14 protein-coding genes are annotated in these 16,817 nt (G+C 69.0%); 12 read left to right on the top strand and 2 right to left on the bottom strand.

Annotated elements, in window-relative coordinates; translation table 11 throughout:
• Positions 1–150: 150 nt before the first annotated feature.
• From ACIRA5_RS21730 to ACIRA5_RS21715, 4 genes are all read left to right on the top strand, one after another.
• Positions 151–297, top strand: a complete 147-nt coding sequence (locus ACIRA5_RS21730) for a hypothetical protein (protein WP_403693015.1) — start codon at positions 151–153, stop codon at positions 295–297.
• A complete protein-coding gene (locus ACIRA5_RS21725) occupies positions 294–962 on the top strand; it encodes a hypothetical protein (RefSeq protein ID WP_403693013.1) in 669 nt (222 codons plus the stop codon). The genes ACIRA5_RS21730 and ACIRA5_RS21725 overlap by 4 nt, the downstream gene beginning before the upstream one ends.
• Positions 963–1,040: 78 nt before the next feature.
• Positions 1,041–1,772 carry an ArsR/SmtB family transcription factor gene (locus ACIRA5_RS21720; protein WP_403693011.1) on the top strand — a complete coding sequence of 244 codons (732 nt, stop codon included), beginning with the start codon at positions 1,041–1,043 and terminating at the stop codon, positions 1,770–1,772.
• Between the two features lie 20 nt (positions 1,773–1,792).
• Positions 1,793–2,527: an SRPBCC domain-containing protein gene (locus tag ACIRA5_RS21715; RefSeq protein ID WP_403693009.1), complete on the top strand. Its 735-nt coding sequence runs from the start codon at positions 1,793–1,795 to the stop codon at positions 2,525–2,527.
• A gap of 91 nt (positions 2,528–2,618) precedes the next feature.
• On the opposite strand, the gene ACIRA5_RS21710 is transcribed toward ACIRA5_RS21715, so the two are convergent.
• Entirely contained in the window at positions 2,619–4,445 is a 1,827-nt protein-coding gene (locus tag ACIRA5_RS21710) for an endonuclease/exonuclease/phosphatase family protein (RefSeq protein ID WP_403693007.1), read from the bottom strand.
• 839 nt (positions 4,446–5,284) lie between these two features.
• On the opposite strand from ACIRA5_RS21710, the gene ACIRA5_RS21705 reads away from it, so the two are divergent.
• The 7 genes from ACIRA5_RS21705 (at position 5,285) to ACIRA5_RS21675 (ending at position 15,858) form a co-directional block, all read left to right on the top strand.
• Positions 5,285–6,721 carry a hypothetical protein gene (locus ACIRA5_RS21705; RefSeq protein ID WP_403693005.1) on the top strand — a complete coding sequence of 479 codons (1,437 nt, stop codon included), beginning with the start codon at positions 5,285–5,287 and terminating at the stop codon, positions 6,719–6,721.
• Positions 6,722–7,456: 735 nt separating this feature from the next.
• Positions 7,457–8,908: an alkaline phosphatase PhoX gene (locus ACIRA5_RS21700; protein ID WP_403693004.1), complete on the top strand. Its 1,452-nt coding sequence runs from the start codon at positions 7,457–7,459 to the stop codon at positions 8,906–8,908.
• Between the two features lie 507 nt (positions 8,909–9,415).
• Positions 9,416–10,996, top strand: coding sequence for a TROVE domain-containing protein (locus ACIRA5_RS21695; RefSeq protein WP_403693003.1), 1,581 nt, complete (start codon positions 9,416–9,418; stop codon positions 10,994–10,996).
• Between the two features lie 361 nt (positions 10,997–11,357).
• A complete protein-coding gene (locus tag ACIRA5_RS21690) occupies positions 11,358–11,684 on the top strand; it encodes an HNH endonuclease (RefSeq protein WP_403693001.1) in 327 nt (108 codons plus the stop codon).
• Positions 11,685–11,702: 18 nt separating this feature from the next.
• Positions 11,703–12,719, top strand: a complete 1,017-nt coding sequence (locus ACIRA5_RS21685) for a 1-aminocyclopropane-1-carboxylate deaminase (RefSeq protein WP_403692999.1) — start codon at positions 11,703–11,705, stop codon at positions 12,717–12,719.
• Positions 12,720–12,813: 94 nt separating this feature from the next.
• Positions 12,814–13,488: a replication initiator gene (locus ACIRA5_RS21680; protein WP_403692997.1), complete on the top strand. Its 675-nt coding sequence runs from the start codon at positions 12,814–12,816 to the stop codon at positions 13,486–13,488.
• Between the two features lie 291 nt (positions 13,489–13,779).
• Positions 13,780–15,858: a recombinase family protein gene (locus ACIRA5_RS21675; protein WP_403692996.1), complete on the top strand. Its 2,079-nt coding sequence runs from the start codon at positions 13,780–13,782 to the stop codon at positions 15,856–15,858.
• On the opposite strand, the gene ACIRA5_RS21670 is transcribed toward ACIRA5_RS21675, so the two are convergent.
• A complete protein-coding gene (locus ACIRA5_RS21670; protein WP_403692994.1) occupies positions 15,825–15,956 on the bottom strand; it encodes a hypothetical protein in 132 nt (43 codons plus the stop codon). The two genes, ACIRA5_RS21675 and ACIRA5_RS21670, sit on opposite strands and share 34 nt — an antisense overlap.
• Positions 15,957–16,093: 137 nt before the next feature.
• On the opposite strand from ACIRA5_RS21670, the gene ACIRA5_RS21665 reads away from it, so the two are divergent.
• On the top strand, positions 16,094–16,660 hold the full coding sequence (locus ACIRA5_RS21665; protein WP_075026204.1) for a TetR/AcrR family transcriptional regulator: 567 nt from the start codon (positions 16,094–16,096) through the stop codon (positions 16,658–16,660).
• Positions 16,661–16,817 lie beyond the last annotated feature (157 nt).

Here is a 16,817-nt window from a genome sequence, read left to right as displayed (position 1 = left end):
CTCCACTGTGAAGCTCCACTTAATTCTTCTACGAGGTAAAGGAAAGCGTTGCTACCAGGTGGCCGCTTTCGTGAGGCCCTGGTGCCAACCCGGCCCCTCATGGGTCACCATGGCGGGGACGGAAGTCGACGGCAGATCGCGGGAGGCGTCATGAGGCTGGGCAAGGCACTCGCCACCGGAGTCGCGGAAGAGCGGACTCGCGCGGACGAAGACAATCTCCCACTTCCCGAGGAGCTTCCCGAAGCGATCGAGGAGCGGGAGGCGTCCGCGCCCGAAGAGGTCCCGGTCGGCCGATGAGGCTGCGGCTCCCCGAGGAACGCCCGACGGAGCCGCCGACCGGATACAAGATCGCCCACCCGGTGCTGTCCCAGGACGGCACCCGGGCCGGGTTCACCGGCGTCTCGCTGGGTGGCGCGGTGCCGTACGGCGTGCTGGACGAGGCGCGCTGCGTCTACGGGCTGCGGCACCGGGCGCCACACCGCCGCTGCGACTGCGGCTTCCACTGCGTGCACGACTCGGCCGCGGCCGAGGCCATGCTCTGCACCGCCGAGCACCGGGCGGCCGTCCTCCTGGAGGTCTCCGTCCTCGGCTCCTACATCCGCTTCGAACAGGGGTTCCGCTACGCCCGCCAGCGGGTGCGGAGCGCGGCGGTCGGTCCCTGTGCCTGCGGCGCGGTGGCCGCCGCGCTCGCCGACGCGGGCTGGGGACGCCCCGGCTGGCGCGCCCTCGCGGCGGCCTGCGCGGGCTGCGTACGCGGTCGTACGTCCCTGTCGTTGGCGGGGTTCGCGCGGCTGGCCGGTGACGGGCTGCGGGTCCGCGCCGGGAGCGGGGCCGTGGTCGGGGATCTGCCCGCCGGGCTCGGGGTGTCCGAACTCGTGGCCGAGGCGGCGCTGCTGCAGGCCCGGCTGGACTGGTTCCAGACCCAACTGGCACGTCTCGACGAGGGTGGCCCGCAGGGCTGAGCCGCCTTCTCCGGCGACTTGTTCTCCGACGACTTGACTCGTCTGGACAAAAAAAGTTTTCGGTGAGACCGTGGAGTCATGTTGGACGTGACCGTGATCGAGGACGCCGAGGCAGCCGCCGTCTCGCTTGACCCCATACGGGCCCGGCTGCTGGCCGAGCTGGCCGCCGGGCCGGCGTCGGCCGCCATGCTGGCCGGAAAGGTCGGACTGCCGCGGCAGAAGGTGAACTACCACCTGAAGGCGCTGGAGCGGCACGGCCTGGTCGAGCTCGCGGGCGAGCGCCGCAAGGGCAATGTCACCGAGCGGCTGATGCGCGCGACGGCGGCATCGTACGTCATCTCGCCGCTCGCCCTCGCCGCCGTGCAGCCGGACCCGGACCGCTTCCGGGACCAGCTCTCGGCCCGCTGGCTGCTCGCCGTCGGTGCCCGGCTGGTCCGGGACGTGGGGGCGCTGATCACCGGCGCGGCGAAGGCCCGCAAGCGGCTCGCCACCTACGCGCTCGACGGTGAGGTGACCTTCGCCTCCGCCGCCGACCGGGCCGCGTTCATCGAGGAGCTGACGCAAGGGGTCGGCGCGCTCATCCGCAAGTACCACGACGGGAACGCGGAGGGCGGGCGCGACCACCGGATCGTCGTCGCCGTCCACCCGACGCTCAAGCCGGAAGCCCTCGCCAAGCCGGAAGCCCTCGCCAAGCCGGAAGCCCTCGCCAAGCCGGAAGCTCTCGCCAAGCCGGAAGCTCTCGCCAAGCCGGAAGTCACCGCCGAGCCGGATGCCATCGCGGTGGACTCGACGCCGCCCGGCCAGGACTGAACCACAGGAGAACCACCACCATGTCCAAGGAATTCGAGATCGCCCGCGAGTTCGAGGTCGACGCCACCCCGGAGCAGATGTGGGAGGCGATCACCACCGGTACCGGCGGCTGGCTGTGGCCGATGGAGTTCGAGCCGCGCCAGGGCGGGAGTGGGCCCTTCGGCTCCACGCTCACCAACTGGGACCCGCCGCACCGCCTCACCAGCCTGGTCGAGAACGTCGAGGGCATCTCCCAGCAGACCCTCAACCAGATCGACGAGACCATCGAGCCGCGCGACGACGGCCGAGGGTCATGGATGCGGTACGTGCACAGTGGAATCTTCGTCGAGGACTGGGACAACCAGTACGACGGCGCGAGCAAGCACACGGACTTCTACCTGCACACCCTGCGCGAGTACGTGACGCACTTCGCGGGGCGCCCGGTCGCCTTCGCCACCTTCGACGGGCCCGGCGCGTCCACGGCGTCCGACGCCTTCGCCGCCGTCGGGCGGGCGCTCGGCCTCGCGGACGACACGGCCGAGGGTGCGCGGGTGCACGCTCGGGGACCCGAGGGGCAGCTCCTCGACGCCGTGGTCGACTACCGCACCCCGTACTTCATCGGGCTGCGCACCGACAACGCCCTCATCCGCTTCTTCGGGCGCAATCACTGGGGCGCCCCGGTCGGCATGAGCGTCCACGACTTCGCGTCCGACGCCGACGCCAAGCACAACGAGACCGCCTGGAAGGGCTGGCTGAACGAGACGTTCGCCGCCTGACATCGGGCAAGGGAAGAGCCCGGCCCCCCGGACGACGGGGCCGGGCTCTTCCCTTTTCGGGGCTGTGGCCTCATCCACAGCCCCTACAGACCTACGGCCGGAACCGCAGTACCTGCGGGTCGTGGTCGCTGATCTGGTCGGAGAACTCCGAGTTGATGTGCACGCTGTCGTAGTCGAAGTCGCAGCCCCTGCGAATCGACGGGCTGACCAGGATCTGGTCCAGGACCTGCTGGTTGCCCTGGTAGTCGTACGTGTAACGCTCGCTCTTCGGCAGCGACTTGATCGCCGACCAGAGCTCGCCGTCACCCTCGAGGATCTTGGTGGTGTCCGAGAACTCGAAGTCGTTCATGTCGCCGAGGGCGAGCACGTCGGCGTTCTTCTGCGCCTTGAGGATCTCGTTGACGAAGGAGTTCACCGCCGTCGCCTGCAGATGACGCTGGGTCTCCGAGCTGCGGGCCGGGGGCTGGTACTGCGCGGTCAGCCCCTGGTCACCGCCCTTGGAGTTGAGGTGGTTGGCGATCACGAAGACCGTCTTGCCACGGAAGACGAACTCGCCGGCCAGCGGCTTGCGGCTGGAAGTCCAGGCCGTGTTGGCCGGGTCGATGCGGCCGGGGGAGGCCGTCAGCTGGGCCTTGCCGTGCACCTTGGTGACACCGACGGCGGTCGTCGAGTCGCCGCCCGCGCGGTCCGTGAAGGAGACCCGCTCCGGGTTGAAGAGGAAGACCTGGCGGATGTTGCCGCCGGGCTCGCCACCGTCCTTGTCGTTGACCGGGTCTATGGAGCGCCAGTCGTACTTCGGGCCGCCCGCCGCGACGATCGCGTCGATCAGCTTGTTCACCGTCTGGTCGGCGGCGACCGTGCCGTCGTCCGTCGCGCCGTTGTTGTCCTGGATCTCCTCCAGGGACACGATGTCGGGCGACTGGAGGTTGTTCACGATCGCGGCCGCGTGGGCGGCGAACGTGCCGTCGCCCGGGTCCAGGTTCTCGACGTTGTACGTCGCCACGGCCAGCTCGCTCCGCGACTGCTTGCGGGTCGTCTCGCGCTTCAGGTCGCCCTTCTCCAGGGTGCCCAACTGGCTCGCGACGAGCGTGTAGCCGCCGAACTGGTTGTAGTCGAGCGGGCCCGCGGTGGTGCCGGCGAGCTTGTCGCCGACGTTCGCGACGGGGAAGTCGGCGGTCGAGCCGAGGGACTGGATCTGCAGGCGCCCGGTGTTCTGCGAGGTGTACGCGCCGTAGATCGTGCCGCCGCGGCGGGTGACGTTCTCGTGCGGCTTCACCGTGACCCACAGCTCGCTGTACGGGTCGGTGGCGGTGACCACGCGGGTGTCGGCGACCTGGACGTTCATGCCCTCGAGGGACTCGTAGTAGTCCAGGGCGTACTTGGCCGGCTCCAGGGTGAGCGCGTTGATCGAGCCGCTCGCGGCCGTGTCACCGGCGGGGGTGTAGGCGGCCGGCACGGAACGGCTGTTGATGACCGTGGGCGCGGGGACCGCGTTGCCGGACGACACCACCGTGATCGTCGGCTTGGTGATCTCCGTCAGCGACTGGTTGCCGGAGGAGGCGCCGCCGGGCACGTACTCCGAGACGGTGCCCGTGACGGTGACCGAGTCGCCGACGGCGACCTTCGGGGTGGAGCTGGTGAAGACGAAGACGCCCTCACTGGTGGCCGGGTTGTTGTCCGGGGTCGGGTCCTGGATCCAGAAACCCCGGGACGAACCGTAGGTCCGCAAGGCCGTGACGATGCCCGCCACGTCCGTGACCTTCTGGCCCGCGTAGGGGGACGTCCGGGTGGTGCCCTGGATGTCGTGGATGTGGACGGTGTCCGCGTGGGCGGGTGCGGTCAGCACCACGGCGGAGACGGTGGAACAGACCGCGGCTACGGTCAGCGCGCCGATGCGCGCGGTTCTCTTGCTCGGCAAGGGAATCCCTCCGGGGACTTACATGAGCGCCGGGACGAGGGTGGAACGTGTGGGGGTAGCGCGACCTGTGTGCGGGTCGGTGACGCGCGTAGAAGCTGGTGAGACGGGTGCCCCTCTGAACTTCTACGCGCGTCAATCTCGTGTGTGGGAAGGGGAGTTGTCAAGGATGGAGTGATGTACAACTCCTGACAGGGACATGAACCGGGCGGCATGGGTGGAAATCCGTCTAGGCTGAGCCGTCGACGCGGCTTTCCGGTGCGGCGTCCGGATCCTCGGGTCCGGGGGCGGTCCACGGGCGCGCCGGATGTCCTGCGGGGCGATGTCCTTACGGGCTCGGTGGGCGTTCTGCGGGGCTCTGACGGGCGTCCTGCCGGGTCGGGTGGATGCGCTGCCGGGCTCTGGTGGGCGTCCTGCCTGGGCCGGGTGGATGTGTCGCCGGGCCCGGTGGACGTACTTCTGGGGCAGGCGGGTGTGCTGTCGGCCCTGGTGGGCGTCCTGCCGGGGCTGGGTCATGCGTTGCCTGGCCCTGGTGGGGGTGCCGCCGGAGCCGGGGGTGTGCCGCCGGGGTGTGGTGGTGATCTGCTGGTTCCGGGGAGTGCGCCGCCGGGGCGCGGTGGTGATCCGTCGGATCCGGAGGGTGTGATGCCGGGTCCGGTGGGTGGTCTGCCGGACCCCGGTGGATGTCACGCTTGTTCCGCTCGTCATGCTTGTTCTGCTTGTACTGCGTTTCCTGCTTGTCATGCTTGGTCGGTCCCGCCGGTCGGGTCGCCCGGTTCCGCTCGTTCGGGCCGTTCGATCCCGCTGTTCGGGTCCTGATTGTTCGGAGGAGAACCCAGCCGATGTCAGAGAGCTCCCCCTTGCCGCCGGTGCGGCTGACTTCCGAAGCGGAGCTGGCGCGGGACGCGCTCGCCACACCGCTGCTCTCCCGCGCCGCACGGCTGGCCCGCTGGGCCGGCCCGGACACGCGGGTCGGCGCCGGGGGCGAACTCGTCGAGGAACAGCTTCCCGGGGCGGCCGACGCGCTCGGGCTCACCGGCGACGACGCGGCGGCGACGGCCAGCGAGGCCTGGCGGGTGGCCGTCGACACCGGGCTCGTCGAGATCGTGGACGAGGAGGAGGGCACGGTCACCGCGGGCGCGGACCTCGCGCTGCTCACCTCCGGAGCGCCGCAGGACGTCCTCGGGGTGTGGCTCACCGCCCTGGAGACCGTACTGGCCGACGCGAGCGTGCCCGACCTCGACGACCTCGACGACCTCGTCGACGCGGTGGACGACGGCGGGGAGATCGACTTCTCCACGCTGGACTGGGACCCCGAGGCCGAGGCCGAGTTCCTGGACGGAGTGCTCGGCAATCTGTACCTGCTGACCGTGGGCGAGGGCGGGGCCGGCGAAAGCCCCGTACCGCTGCCGGCCCTCGCCGCGTCCATGATCGTGCCGGACGACATGGGGGAGCCCACCAACGACGTACTGGAGCAGGTGTCGGACGCGATGATGCGGCTCGACGACCAGTTCCGGCTGCTCGAACCCGTCGGCCTCGTCGACTTCCAGCCGGTCGACGAGACCCTGATGGCGGACACCGACGAGGAGTCCCCGGCCGCCGCCGACGACGCCGACGTGTCGCGGTACGGGATGGTACGGCTGACACCCCTCGGCCTGTACGGGCTGCGGGCGCGGCTGCTGGAGTCCGGCCTCACCGCCCCCGCGGTGGGCGACCTGGCGGACAAGGGCGCGGACGCGCTGCTGGACGGCACCGCCACGTTCCCGCCGACCGCCGCCCGGGCCGAGACCGAGCAGTGGCTCGCCCGGCGTGAACGCCTGCCCGCCGCAAGGGAGTTGCTCGCCGCGGCGCGCGGTGGCGACGCCGGGGCGCCGCTGCGCAGGCTGCACTGTCAGCAGGCGCTCTCGCTCGTCGGCCTGGAGGCCGAGCCCGCGCTGCGCGAGGTCCTCGACGACGCCGAACTGGGCGGACTCGCCCGGGTCTGGCTCTCCGAACACGGCGCCGCCGACGTGCCCCCGCCGTCCGAGGCGATGATCTTCTGGCTCACCATCGACACGATCGCCGCGCAGCTCGCCGCCGAGGGCAACTCCGCCGAGCTGCAGGGGCTGGTCGAGGGCCTCGCCCAGCAGCACGGCGGCTTCTTCGCCGCGGCCTGGCGCGTCGACCACCCGGCCACCCCGGACGTCCTGGAGGCGATGGGCCGCCTCCACCCCGACAAGAAGGTCGCCAAGGAGGCCCGCAAGGCCGCGTTCAAGGCACGCTCGCAACAAGGGGGTTGAGCGGGCGCCGGGACCGGGCGCGGGGGTCTCCCTTGCCCCCGGCCTCGAGGGGGCGTCCGTTCCCCGGTCCCGAGGGGGCGCCTGTTCCTCGGCCCCGGCGGGGGTCCGTTCCTTGGCCCCGGTGGGGGCTTCGCCCGTTCCTCGGCCTCGGGGGGCTTCGCCCGATTCCCGACCCCGGGAGGGGGGCTTCCCTGGCCGCGTTGGGGTTTCGCCTGTTCCCCGGTCCCGAGGGGGCGTTCGTTCCCAGCCCCGGTAGGGTGTCCGTTCCTTGGTCTCGATGGGGCTTCGCCCATTCCCAGCCCCGGGAGGAGCGCTTCCCCAGCCCCGGGAGGAGCACGTCACCAGCCGCGGCGGGCTTCGCCCGTTCCTCGGCCTCGGGAGGGGCGCCCGATCCCAGCCCCGAGCGGGCGCTCGTACCCCAGTCCCGGGAGGGGTGCCCGTTCCCCCCGGGGGGGAGGGCTGCCCCCGGCCTCGGGAGGGGCGCCCGTTCCCCGGCCCACGGCGGGGCTGCCCCCGGCCTCGGGAGGGGCGCACGTTACCGGTCCCGGAGGGCTCCGTCCGTTCCCCGGATCGGAGGGCTTTTGGTTTCTGTGGGCGGGGCCTTACGGATTCATGGAACCGAGTGCGGTGAAGTCGCCCGGTGTTCAACCGGCGTTCAGGCGCGGGCGGGACGGTGTGGCCGCAATGCCCTCGGCCACCCTCCACGGTCATCCTCCACCGTCACGGGAGACACCCATGTCGCTCACCCGCAGGGACTTCGCCGGTCGATCCGCGCTGACCGGCGCCGGTATCGTCCTGGCCGGCAGTGTCGGCGCCCTCGCCACCGCTCCGAACGCCCTCGCGTCCACCGACACCGAGAGCTTGGGGGAGGACGGCAAGCCGACGGACCGGCACGGCGGTGTCGGCTACGGACCGCTGGTCCCCGACCCGAAGGGCCTGCTCGCGCTGCCCGCCGGATTCTCCTACCGCGTCATCACCTACAGCGGCCGTACCAAGCTGGACTCGGGTGAGTTCACGCCGTCCAACCACGACGGCACCTCCACCTTCGACGGGCCGCGCGGCGCCACCCTCCTCGTCAACAACCACGAGCTCAAGGGCCCCCGCGCCAGTTGGAAGTACCCCGTGCCGCTCACCGAGGGCCTGGTCTACGACCCGGCCGCGTCCGGCGGCTGCACGGTCGTCGAGGTGCGCCACGACAAGGTCGCCGAATGGGTCGGCGTCGCGGGCACCTCCACCAACTGCGCGGGCGGCAACACCCCTTGGGGCACCTGGCTCACCTGCGAGGAGACCGAGGACAAGGCCGGCCAGAACGGCATGACCAAGGACCACGGCTACGTCTTCGAGGTCGACCCCGTCGACCGCCGCCGCAACCGGAACCCCAAGCCGATCAAGGCACTCGGCCGGTACGCCCACGAGGCCGTCGTCGTCGACCCCAAGCGCGGCCGCCTCTACCTCACCGAGGACGCCTCGGGCCCCAACGGCCTCCTCTACCGCTGGACGCCGCCGCAGGGCTTCGAGCACGGCCACGGACAGCTCGCCACCCTCGCCGACGACGCCGGCGCCCTCCAGGCCTTCAAGTGCTTCGACTCCGGCGGCCGGTTCATCGACGACCTCTCCCGCGCCACCAAGATCGGCACGGTGTACGGCGTGGACTGGGTCGACGTCCCGGACCGTGACGCGAAGACCGTCTCCGTCCGCAAGCAGTTCACCGACGGCCAGGTCACCCGCGCCCGCAAGCTCGAAGGCATGTGGTGGGGCGACGGCGGCACGTACATCGTCTCCTCGTACGCCCGCGAGGAGAGCCCCGTCCAGCACGACGGCGCCGTCTGGTTCTACGACCCCAAGCGCCGCACCCTGACCCTCAAGGTCCTGCTCGGCGTGAACCCCGACCCGTCCAAGGACGGCGCCTTCGACGGCCCCGACAACATCACCGTCTCCCCCTACGGCGGCCTCGTCATCGCCGAGGACGGCGAGGGCGTCCAGCACCTCTTCGGCGCCACCGACAGCGGCCGTACCTACCCGATCGCCCGCAACGAACTGAACATCGGCACCGAAGCCGAGCCGGCCTACAGCGAGTTCACCGGCGTCACCTTCTCACCCGACGGCCGGACCCTCTTCGCCAACATCCAGGAGCCCGGCATCATGCTCGCCATCACCGGCCCCTGGAAGCGCCAGAAGCGCGGGTAGTTAATTCAATGGCTCGAACCGCGGCCGCCCTCCTAAAGTGGTGCACGTCCAGGTGCGAAGGCAGGACCTACTTCCACTGATAATGGGGCGGCCGCGGGTTCGAGTCCCGCCACCGGTACAACGCGCCGGTGTAGCTCAGGGGTTAGAGCACCTACGTCGGTTCCGCCGGCCTTGAACTCTGGACACCACAACTTCATGCACCTCCCGGTGCGCGGGCTGCGGCTACTTCTCTCTCAAAGAATCCACGCCGCCGCCGACTTGATCTCGGGAGGCGCAGCTCATGGTGGGTGCCCGGTGCGCAGGCAACGGTTACTTCATTGGATCGGACGGTTGCGGGTTCAAGTCCCGTCATCGACCTCGGGTCGGTGTAGCTCAATTGGGTAGAGCATCTGGCTAAGTCCGTCGCCGACCTCTGAACTCGGGCCCCCTCCATTTGCTGTGCCTCCCTCCGAAACACGGCTTCACGTCGTAGGACGAAGTCGTAGAACGAATTCGGGGGAATTCATCATGGCGCGATTCAACACCAAGGCGGCCGAGGCGCAGCCCACTTCCCGTGTGACGTCGACCGGCCGCGTGCTGCGCACCCACCAGGGTGGCCGCGGCCAGGAGCGCGACGCGCGCTCCGAGCTCTTTCTGCTGGCGGTAGCGCACTTCCTCGCGGACACGTTCTACGAGACGCGTACCGACCGCGACGACCGGTTCGCCGCGCTCGTGCGCGAACTCGCCGTCGCCGACCCCTCGTGGACGGCCGCCCTGCTGGGCTGGCTGCGCGGCGAGGGCAACCTGCGGACGGCCTCGCTCGTGGGCGCCGCCGAGTACGTGAAGGCACGCCTCGACGCGGGCGCCACCGACGGCCCGGCCAACCGCCAGGTCATCGCCTCCGTGCTGCGCCGCCCGGACGAGCCCGGCGAGCTGCTCGCCTACTGGACCTCCCGGTACGGCCGCAACGTGCCCAAGCCCGTCAAGCGGGGCATCGCCGACGCCGTACGCCGGCTCTACGGCGAGAAGTCGCTGCTGAAGTACGACACGGCGGCCAAGGGCTACCGTTTCGGCGACATCCTCAACCTGGTGCACGCGGCGCCCGATCCGGCGAAGCCGTGGCAGGGGGACCTGTTCCAGTACGCCCTCGACCGGCGGCACCACCCGGACACGGCCGTGGTGCCCAAGTCGCTGCCCGTCGTGGTGGCCCACCGCGACCTGATGGCGCTGCGGCCCGCCAAGCGGCGCAAGGTCGTGACCGGCGCGCACGGTGCGCGGCGCCTCGCCGAGGCGGGGATGACCTGGGAGGCGCTGGCCGGCTGGCTCCAGGGCCCGATGGACAAGGAGGCCTGGGAGGCCGTCATCCCGTCCATGGGCGCGATGGCGCTCGTACGCAACCTGCGGAACTTCGACGAGGCGGGAGTGAGTGACGAGGTGGCGGCTCAGGTCGCCGCCAGGATCAGCGACCCGGCGGAGGTGGCGCGCTCGCGGCAGTTCCCCTTCCGCTACCTCGCCGCGTACCAGCACGCGCCCTCGCTGCGCTGGTCGTACCCGCTGGAGCAGGCGCTCGGCCACTCGCTGGCGAACGTGCCCGCGCTGCCCGGACGCACGCTCGTGCTCGTCGACCGGTCCGGCTCGATGTTCTACTCGCGGCTGTCGGAGCGCTCGGAGCTCAACCGGGCCGACGCGGCGGCGATCTTCGGCACGGCGCTCGCGCTGCGGGCGGCGGACGCGGATCTCGTCGAGTTCGGCACGAGCAGCAACCGGGTGACGTTCAAGAAGGGCGAGTCGGTGCTGAAGGTGCTGGAGCGCTTCGGTGACCTCGGCGGCACCAACACGAGCGAGGCGGTGCGCGCGCACTACAGGAAGCACGACCGGGTGCTCATCGTCACCGATGAGCAGGCCACCTACAGCCACTACGGCGACCCGACCGAGCAGGTCCCGGCGCACGTCCCGGTCTACACCTGGAACCTGGCCGGCTACCGGGTGGGCCACGGCCCCTCCGGGAAGGCCAACCGGCACACCTTCGGGGGCCTCTCCGACGCGGCTTTCCGGATGGTTCCCCTGCTTGAGCGTGGTAGTGACGGGCTCTGGCCATGGCTTGAGTGAACGGGCATTAGTTCGCCAACTTATCTGAATGGCAACCAGGTTGTGTGAAATGGACGAGTGCTCAAGGCCGCACAAGGGGCGGGGATACTGTAATCTGCACTACCAACGTTGGCTCGCTTACGGCGATCCGAGCGGTGGTGGTTCCCCTGCAGGGAGGGTTGTCTCCCCGCCCCGTCCGTGTGGCGTGGACGGTTGTCCGAGGCCCCTCAAAGCGCGAGGGCTGTGCAATACGCACTACAGACGTTTGCAGAGGTACGGCTCACCGTCGTCAACGCAGTTCGAATGGACCCGGCGCGGCACTCTGTGCAGTTATGCAGGGTGTGGACGGGAGCGTTACGGCGGAGGCCGTGGGTACTGTCACTTGCACTACACGCGCTTGCGACGCGGCAAGAACGGTCTTGATGGTCGCGAGGTTCGGGGCAGTCTGCAGAACGGCTATCGAATCTTCTGGGTGAACGGAAAGCGTGTTCCCGAACACCGACTGGTGATGGAGCAGATCCTGGGTAGGCCGCTTCGACCGCGCGTCGAAAGCGTGCACCACAAGAACGGCATCCGTGACGACAACCGACCGGAGAACCTGGAGCTGTGGACCTCGATCCAACCCAGCGGTCAACGGGTGAGTGACTTGCTGGTCTTCGCCCGGGAGATTATCGAGCGATACGGTGACTTGCCTGACACGGCGCTGTAGAGAAGGCGGGTCCGACCCATGTCCCTTTCCTCGTACGAGCGTTACCCGCTGCTCTTCGGGCCCTCGCCCGTGCATCCGCTGGAGCGCCTGACCGAGCACCTCGGTGGTGCCTCTCTGTGGGCCAAGCGGGAGGACTGCAACTCCGGTGTCGCCTACGGCGGGAACAAGACCCGCAAGCTGGAGTACCTCGTCGCCGACGCACTCGCCCAGGGCTGCGACACGCTCGTCTCGATCGGTGGCGTGCAGTCCAACCACACCCGCCAGGTCGCGGCCGTCGCCGCCCGCGCCGGGCTCAAGTGCGTGCTCGTACAGGAGAGTTGGGTGGAGTGGCCCGACTCCGTCTACGACAAGGTCGGCAACATCCTCATCAGCCGCCTCGCCGGAGCCGACGTACGGCTCGTGCGGGCCGGGTTCGGGATCGGTTTCAAAGAGAGCTGGGAGCAGGCGCTGCGGGAGGTCGAGGAGGGCGGCGGCAAGCCGTATGCCATTCCGGCGGGGGCGTCGGACCATCCGCTGGGAGGCCTGGGGTTCGCCGGGTGGGCCTATGAAGTGGCCGAGCAGGAGGCGGAGTTGGACGTCTTCTTCGACACCGTCGTGGTCTGCTCGGTGACCGGGTCGACCCAGGCGGGCATGGTCGCCGGGTTCGCGGCCCTGGAGGAGGCGGGCGGGCGGCCGCGGCGCGTCCTCGGGATCGACGCGTCGGCGGCGCCCGCCCGCACCCGGGAGCAGATCGCGCGGATCGCACACGGCACCGGGCAGCTCATCGGCGTACAGAAGGAGTTGACGGAGGCGGACGTCGAGCTGGACGAGCGGTACCACGCGGGCACGTACGGGATTCCGGACGAGGCCACGCTGGAGGCGATGCGGCTCGCGGCACGCACCGAGGGGATGGTCACCGACCCCGTCTACGAGGGCAAGTCGATGGCCGGGATGGTGGATCTGGTGGCGCGCCGGGAGATCGGACGCGAGTCCACCGTGCTCTATGCCCACCTGGGCGGACAGCCGGCGCTGAACGCGTACAGCGCGTTGTTCTAGGTGGTGGGTTTCCTCAAGCGGTGTGCTTCGGCTTCGTGCCTGTGATCACGAACGCCGACACCAGCAGGGCGGTCAGCGCGATCAGCGAGCCGATGTGGACGGCCCGGACGGTCCCGCCTCGACCTTGCCCGTCTGGGCCACCTCGGGGCTCCTCCTGGAGGCGGTCACGCAGGCTGCCGCGTCGAGCTTCGTCACCCCGCCCGACTCGGGCGCCTACGGCATCGAACGCCTCGCCTGGGGCGCCCAGTTCGACGCCCGCCCCATCCACTCGCTCAGTGACTCTGACGCCCTATCAGATGAGGCTGTCGCGGGCTACGTGGCCAAGTACGTCAGCAAGGGCGCTGCCGAAACCGGGGCGGGACTGGACTACCGCATCACCACTCCGGACGACATCCGTGCGGCGGCCGTCAGCAACCACACACGGGCCCTGATGGGTGCCTGTTGGCGCCTGGGCGGTCTGGTGGAGCTTGGACACCTCCGGCTGCGTACCTGGGCGCACAGCCTCGGCTACCGGGGCCATATCCTCACCAAATCCCGCCGCTACTCCACCACTTACGCCGCGCTGCGGGCCGACCGCGCCGATCACCTGCGCGCCTCCGCCGGAACGACGGTGGATGACCCGGACACCGTCACGGAATCGGCCTGGCACTATGTCGGGTCCGGTCACACCCCGGGCGCTGCCCAACTCGCCGCCGGAATCGCCGAAGACCTCGCCACCAGTCGCGAACTCGCCCGTGGGGCAGTGGCCGAGCGGGGGTGGGAGGCGTGACCCGGCGGAAGACGGAGCGCCGTGCCGACGGTTCTACCGTTACGGAAGTCTGGCATGCGGCTGAGTGGGGTCCTGCGGAGCGGAGACGCCTGGCGCGAATACTCTTCGGCCGTGTATTGGCCGAGAGAGATAACTCGCAACCTAAAAAGACGACTTGACGATCCGGATTCTCCGTACACCCGGACATCGCGGAGTTAGGCTGAGATCACAAAGGAGGACCCCGGCAGCGCGGGAACGCTGCCGGGGTCCGGCCCACCGTGAGGTTGGCCTGCCAGTCGTGAAGGGACTGACATGACGCATACTCTCACGTCCGCAATTGACGTTGCGGACACGGCCGTCAAGGGCCCACAGCTCCGTGCCGTCGACTACCTCAGAGTGTCGACCGAGGAGCAGGCCAAGGGGTACGGCATCGCCTACACCGGCAAGAAGACCGCGCGTCACGTGCAGAAGAAGGGATGGCTTCACGTCGGCACCTACGCTGACGAGGGGGTGAGTGGAAGCCTCGAAGCGCATGAGCGGGACGACCTGAAACGCCTCATGGAGGACGTGCGTCAGACCCCGCGCCCCTTTGACGTCGTGGTCGTTGCTGAAGGCCGTGCGATCGGCCGCACGGGTCGAGCATTCTGGCGCTGGGTCTGGGAGTTGGAAGATCTTGGTGTCTGTGTTGCCGTGGTCAAGGGGGACTACGACAACACAACCGCCGACGGGCGAAAGAAGATGCGCAGGGATGCCGACTATGCCGAAGAACAGCGTGAGGTAATCCGGGACCGAACGCAGGGCGGCCTCCAGGAGAAGGCGGAAGAGGGCGGCTACACAGGCGGGAACGTCCCTTACGGATGGCGTGTTGAGCATCAGGGGAAGAAGGGCGAAAGCCGCCTGATTCTCGATGTCTATGAGGAAGATGGATTCCTTAAAGGGGAAGCCGTTACGCTGCGTCGCGCCCGTTCTCTGATCGTTGACGACGGTATGAACTGGACCAAGGCGGCGGGACGGCTCAATGTGGAAGGGCTGCTCACCCGATCCGGTACGCCGTGGTCGCGGGACAATCTGAAGTCCCGTCTCATGTCCCGTGCCGTGCTTGAAGGGATTCAAGTATTCAGGGATCCCGAATCCGCGACCTCATCGACCGGGAGGGGGACCAAGCTCGACAGGGACGGAAACCCCATGTACGGGCCCACGGTCACCATCACGTTGGAACGGCCTTTCAGTGATGAGCAGACGAAAGAGCTTGTGAAGGCTGCAAAGAGACTCGCCAAGCGTCGTGCCGCCAAGTCTGAGGCGCAGATCTACCCCCTTTCGCGACGAATCAAGAGTCTCTGCGGTGGCCATTACGTCGGGACCGTGCAATCGTCCACCGGGGTTCGCACTTACGTCTGTTCGGCCAAGCATGAAAAGTTTGCGCATGCAGGGACTTGTGAGTGCAGTCAGATTGATGCCGATCGGATTGAGGCTGACGTCTGGGGGCGGGTGGCCAAGATTCTGGGAGATCCCGAGGAATTGCGGAGCTTGGCCGCTGACTGGGTTGATGTAACTCTCGGGGCTCAGAGTGGACACGAGGAACGCATCGAGGAACTCGACAGGCAAATCACTGTGCAGCAGAAGGCAATTGCGACAGTCATGCGTTCCTCGTCACTTCAAGCGGCCGTGATGGAGCTGGGTGACGAGGAGACTCAGGAGATGCTTTCTGAAGCTGTAAGCCCTCTTCGCGAAGAAATGGCTCGTCTGAAGAAGCTGCGGCAAGAGGCAATCGAATGGCAGGCTGAGACGGAAGCGGATGAGCAGCACGCTCGGGATCTGCGAGCCCTTGCGGAAATGGCGCAAGTGGAAATGCCGAACATGCCGCAGGAAAGTAAGGCTGACTTCGTCGACCTGGCGGACATCATGGTGACGATTTTGAGCCCTGTGTCGCTGAGGAAAGCCCAGCTTGAGTGCTCGGTGGGGACTTGGTTCAAGGGCAAGGGTCTCGAAATTCCCGTAGAGGTCACGGATGAGCGCTGGGAACGGATTGCGCCGCTCGTCAAGAAAACCGGGAGGGGCTCCGGGAAGTCGACCGACCTCCAGCCGAGGGAATGCGTTGAAGCCATCCTCCGCAAGGGCCGTGATGCCTCCACCTGGACCACGGCAGGAGGAGTCCTGTCGAGGGGAACGGGCCGGTCGTTGATGAAGCGTTGGCTCCGCTGGGAGGAGGACGGAACCTGGGCGCGCGTGGCTGCGGTGCTCGAAGGGGTGGAGTCGGTGCCCGTCCCCGAACCGTCGAATGAGGTTCCCTTGCCTGACCTGCTGGTCGAAGGGAAAGTGGACCCGCGCCTGCTTCTGGGGCACTCCGAAACGGATGATCAGACGGGGGCGTCCACGCCGACCATCAGGTAGGCGGTGACGATGACGAACAGGACGGCGCCGAGCCTGGCGGGTTGGGGTGGTGCGGAGAGAGCGTCGCTGGTGGTGGACGGTGCGGACGAGGTGGACACGGTGTTCTCCCGGTCTGGCGTCCCCGGACGAAGGTGCGTACGGGCAGCACGGACTGCCCGCGAGATAAGCGGGGACTGTCTCCGTTTAGCCCTCGCTAAGATACGGAGGGTGTCCCCGGTTCGCAAGGAGTAGCTGAATGACGCAGGTCAAGCCCATGCGCGCGGACGCTCGGCGCAACTACGAGCGGTTGCTGAAGGTGGCGGCCGAGGCGTTCGCCGAGCACGGCGAAGGCGCGTCGCTCGACGACATCGCCAAGCGGGCGGGCGTCGGGTCCGGCACGCTGTACCGGCACTTCCCGACGCGGCAGGCGCTGCTGGAGGCGGCGTACGTCGACCGGATCGAGGCGCTCGGGGCGCGAGCCGACGAGATCGCGAAGGAGCTGCCCCCGGGCGAGGCGCTGGCGGAGTGGCTCTACGAGCTGTGCGTCGGCACGATCCAGGTACGAGGAATGAAAGCGCTGCTGGGCTCGGCCGTCACGGACGGCAGCAGGGCCGCGCTCACGGCCTGCGGCACCTCCATGAAGGGGGCGGCGCAGCGGCTGGTCGAGGCGGCGCAGCGGGAGGGGACCCTCCGTCAGGACATCGAGCCGATCGAGGTGCTACGGCTGGCCCACGGGGTTGCCACGGCCTCGGAGCTGGCGAACGGCCAGGGCAAGCAGATCCGCCGGTATCTCTCCCTGCTGACGGACGGGCTGCGGCCGTAGCGGCGGGTTCTTGGGCCGTGCGCGGTCCGGCGTGCGCTGTCCGCCGGTGGGTGGGTCGGGGCCGTGCCGGTACGCAGGGCCCGTCGCCGCTGGATCAGACGTGGGCCGGGCAGGGGAGCCGCTGCTCGGTCCGGACGTGAGCGACGGGCTTGCGACG

Origin of the sequence: Streptomyces sp. NPDC096311 (genome assembly GCF_044763085.1) — a bacterium.
Taxonomy (GTDB): Bacteria; Actinomycetota; Actinomycetes; order Streptomycetales; family Streptomycetaceae; genus Streptomyces.
This window is presented reverse-complemented; position numbering and strand designations above follow the sequence as displayed.

Coding starts and splice junctions, on each gene's coding strand:
- ACIRA5_RS21685 (WP_403692999.1), top strand. CDS start 11,703: ATGTCCCTTTCCTCGTACGAGCGTTACCCGCTGCTCTTCGGGCCCTCG.
- ACIRA5_RS21700 (WP_403693004.1), top strand. CDS start 7,457: ATGTCGCTCACCCGCAGGGACTTCGCCGGTCGATCCGCGCTGACCGGC.
- ACIRA5_RS21725 (WP_403693013.1), top strand. CDS start 294: ATGAGGCTGCGGCTCCCCGAGGAACGCCCGACGGAGCCGCCGACCGGA.
- ACIRA5_RS21730 (WP_403693015.1), top strand. CDS start 151: ATGAGGCTGGGCAAGGCACTCGCCACCGGAGTCGCGGAAGAGCGGACT.
- ACIRA5_RS21665 (WP_075026204.1), top strand. CDS start 16,094: ATGACGCAGGTCAAGCCCATGCGCGCGGACGCTCGGCGCAACTACGAG.
- ACIRA5_RS21695 (WP_403693003.1), top strand. CDS start 9,416: ATGGCGCGATTCAACACCAAGGCGGCCGAGGCGCAGCCCACTTCCCGT.
- ACIRA5_RS21720 (WP_403693011.1), top strand. CDS start 1,041: ATGTTGGACGTGACCGTGATCGAGGACGCCGAGGCAGCCGCCGTCTCG.
- ACIRA5_RS21715 (WP_403693009.1), top strand. CDS start 1,793: ATGTCCAAGGAATTCGAGATCGCCCGCGAGTTCGAGGTCGACGCCACC.
- ACIRA5_RS21675 (WP_403692996.1), top strand. CDS start 13,780: ATGACGCATACTCTCACGTCCGCAATTGACGTTGCGGACACGGCCGTC.
- ACIRA5_RS21705 (WP_403693005.1), top strand. CDS start 5,285: ATGTCAGAGAGCTCCCCCTTGCCGCCGGTGCGGCTGACTTCCGAAGCG.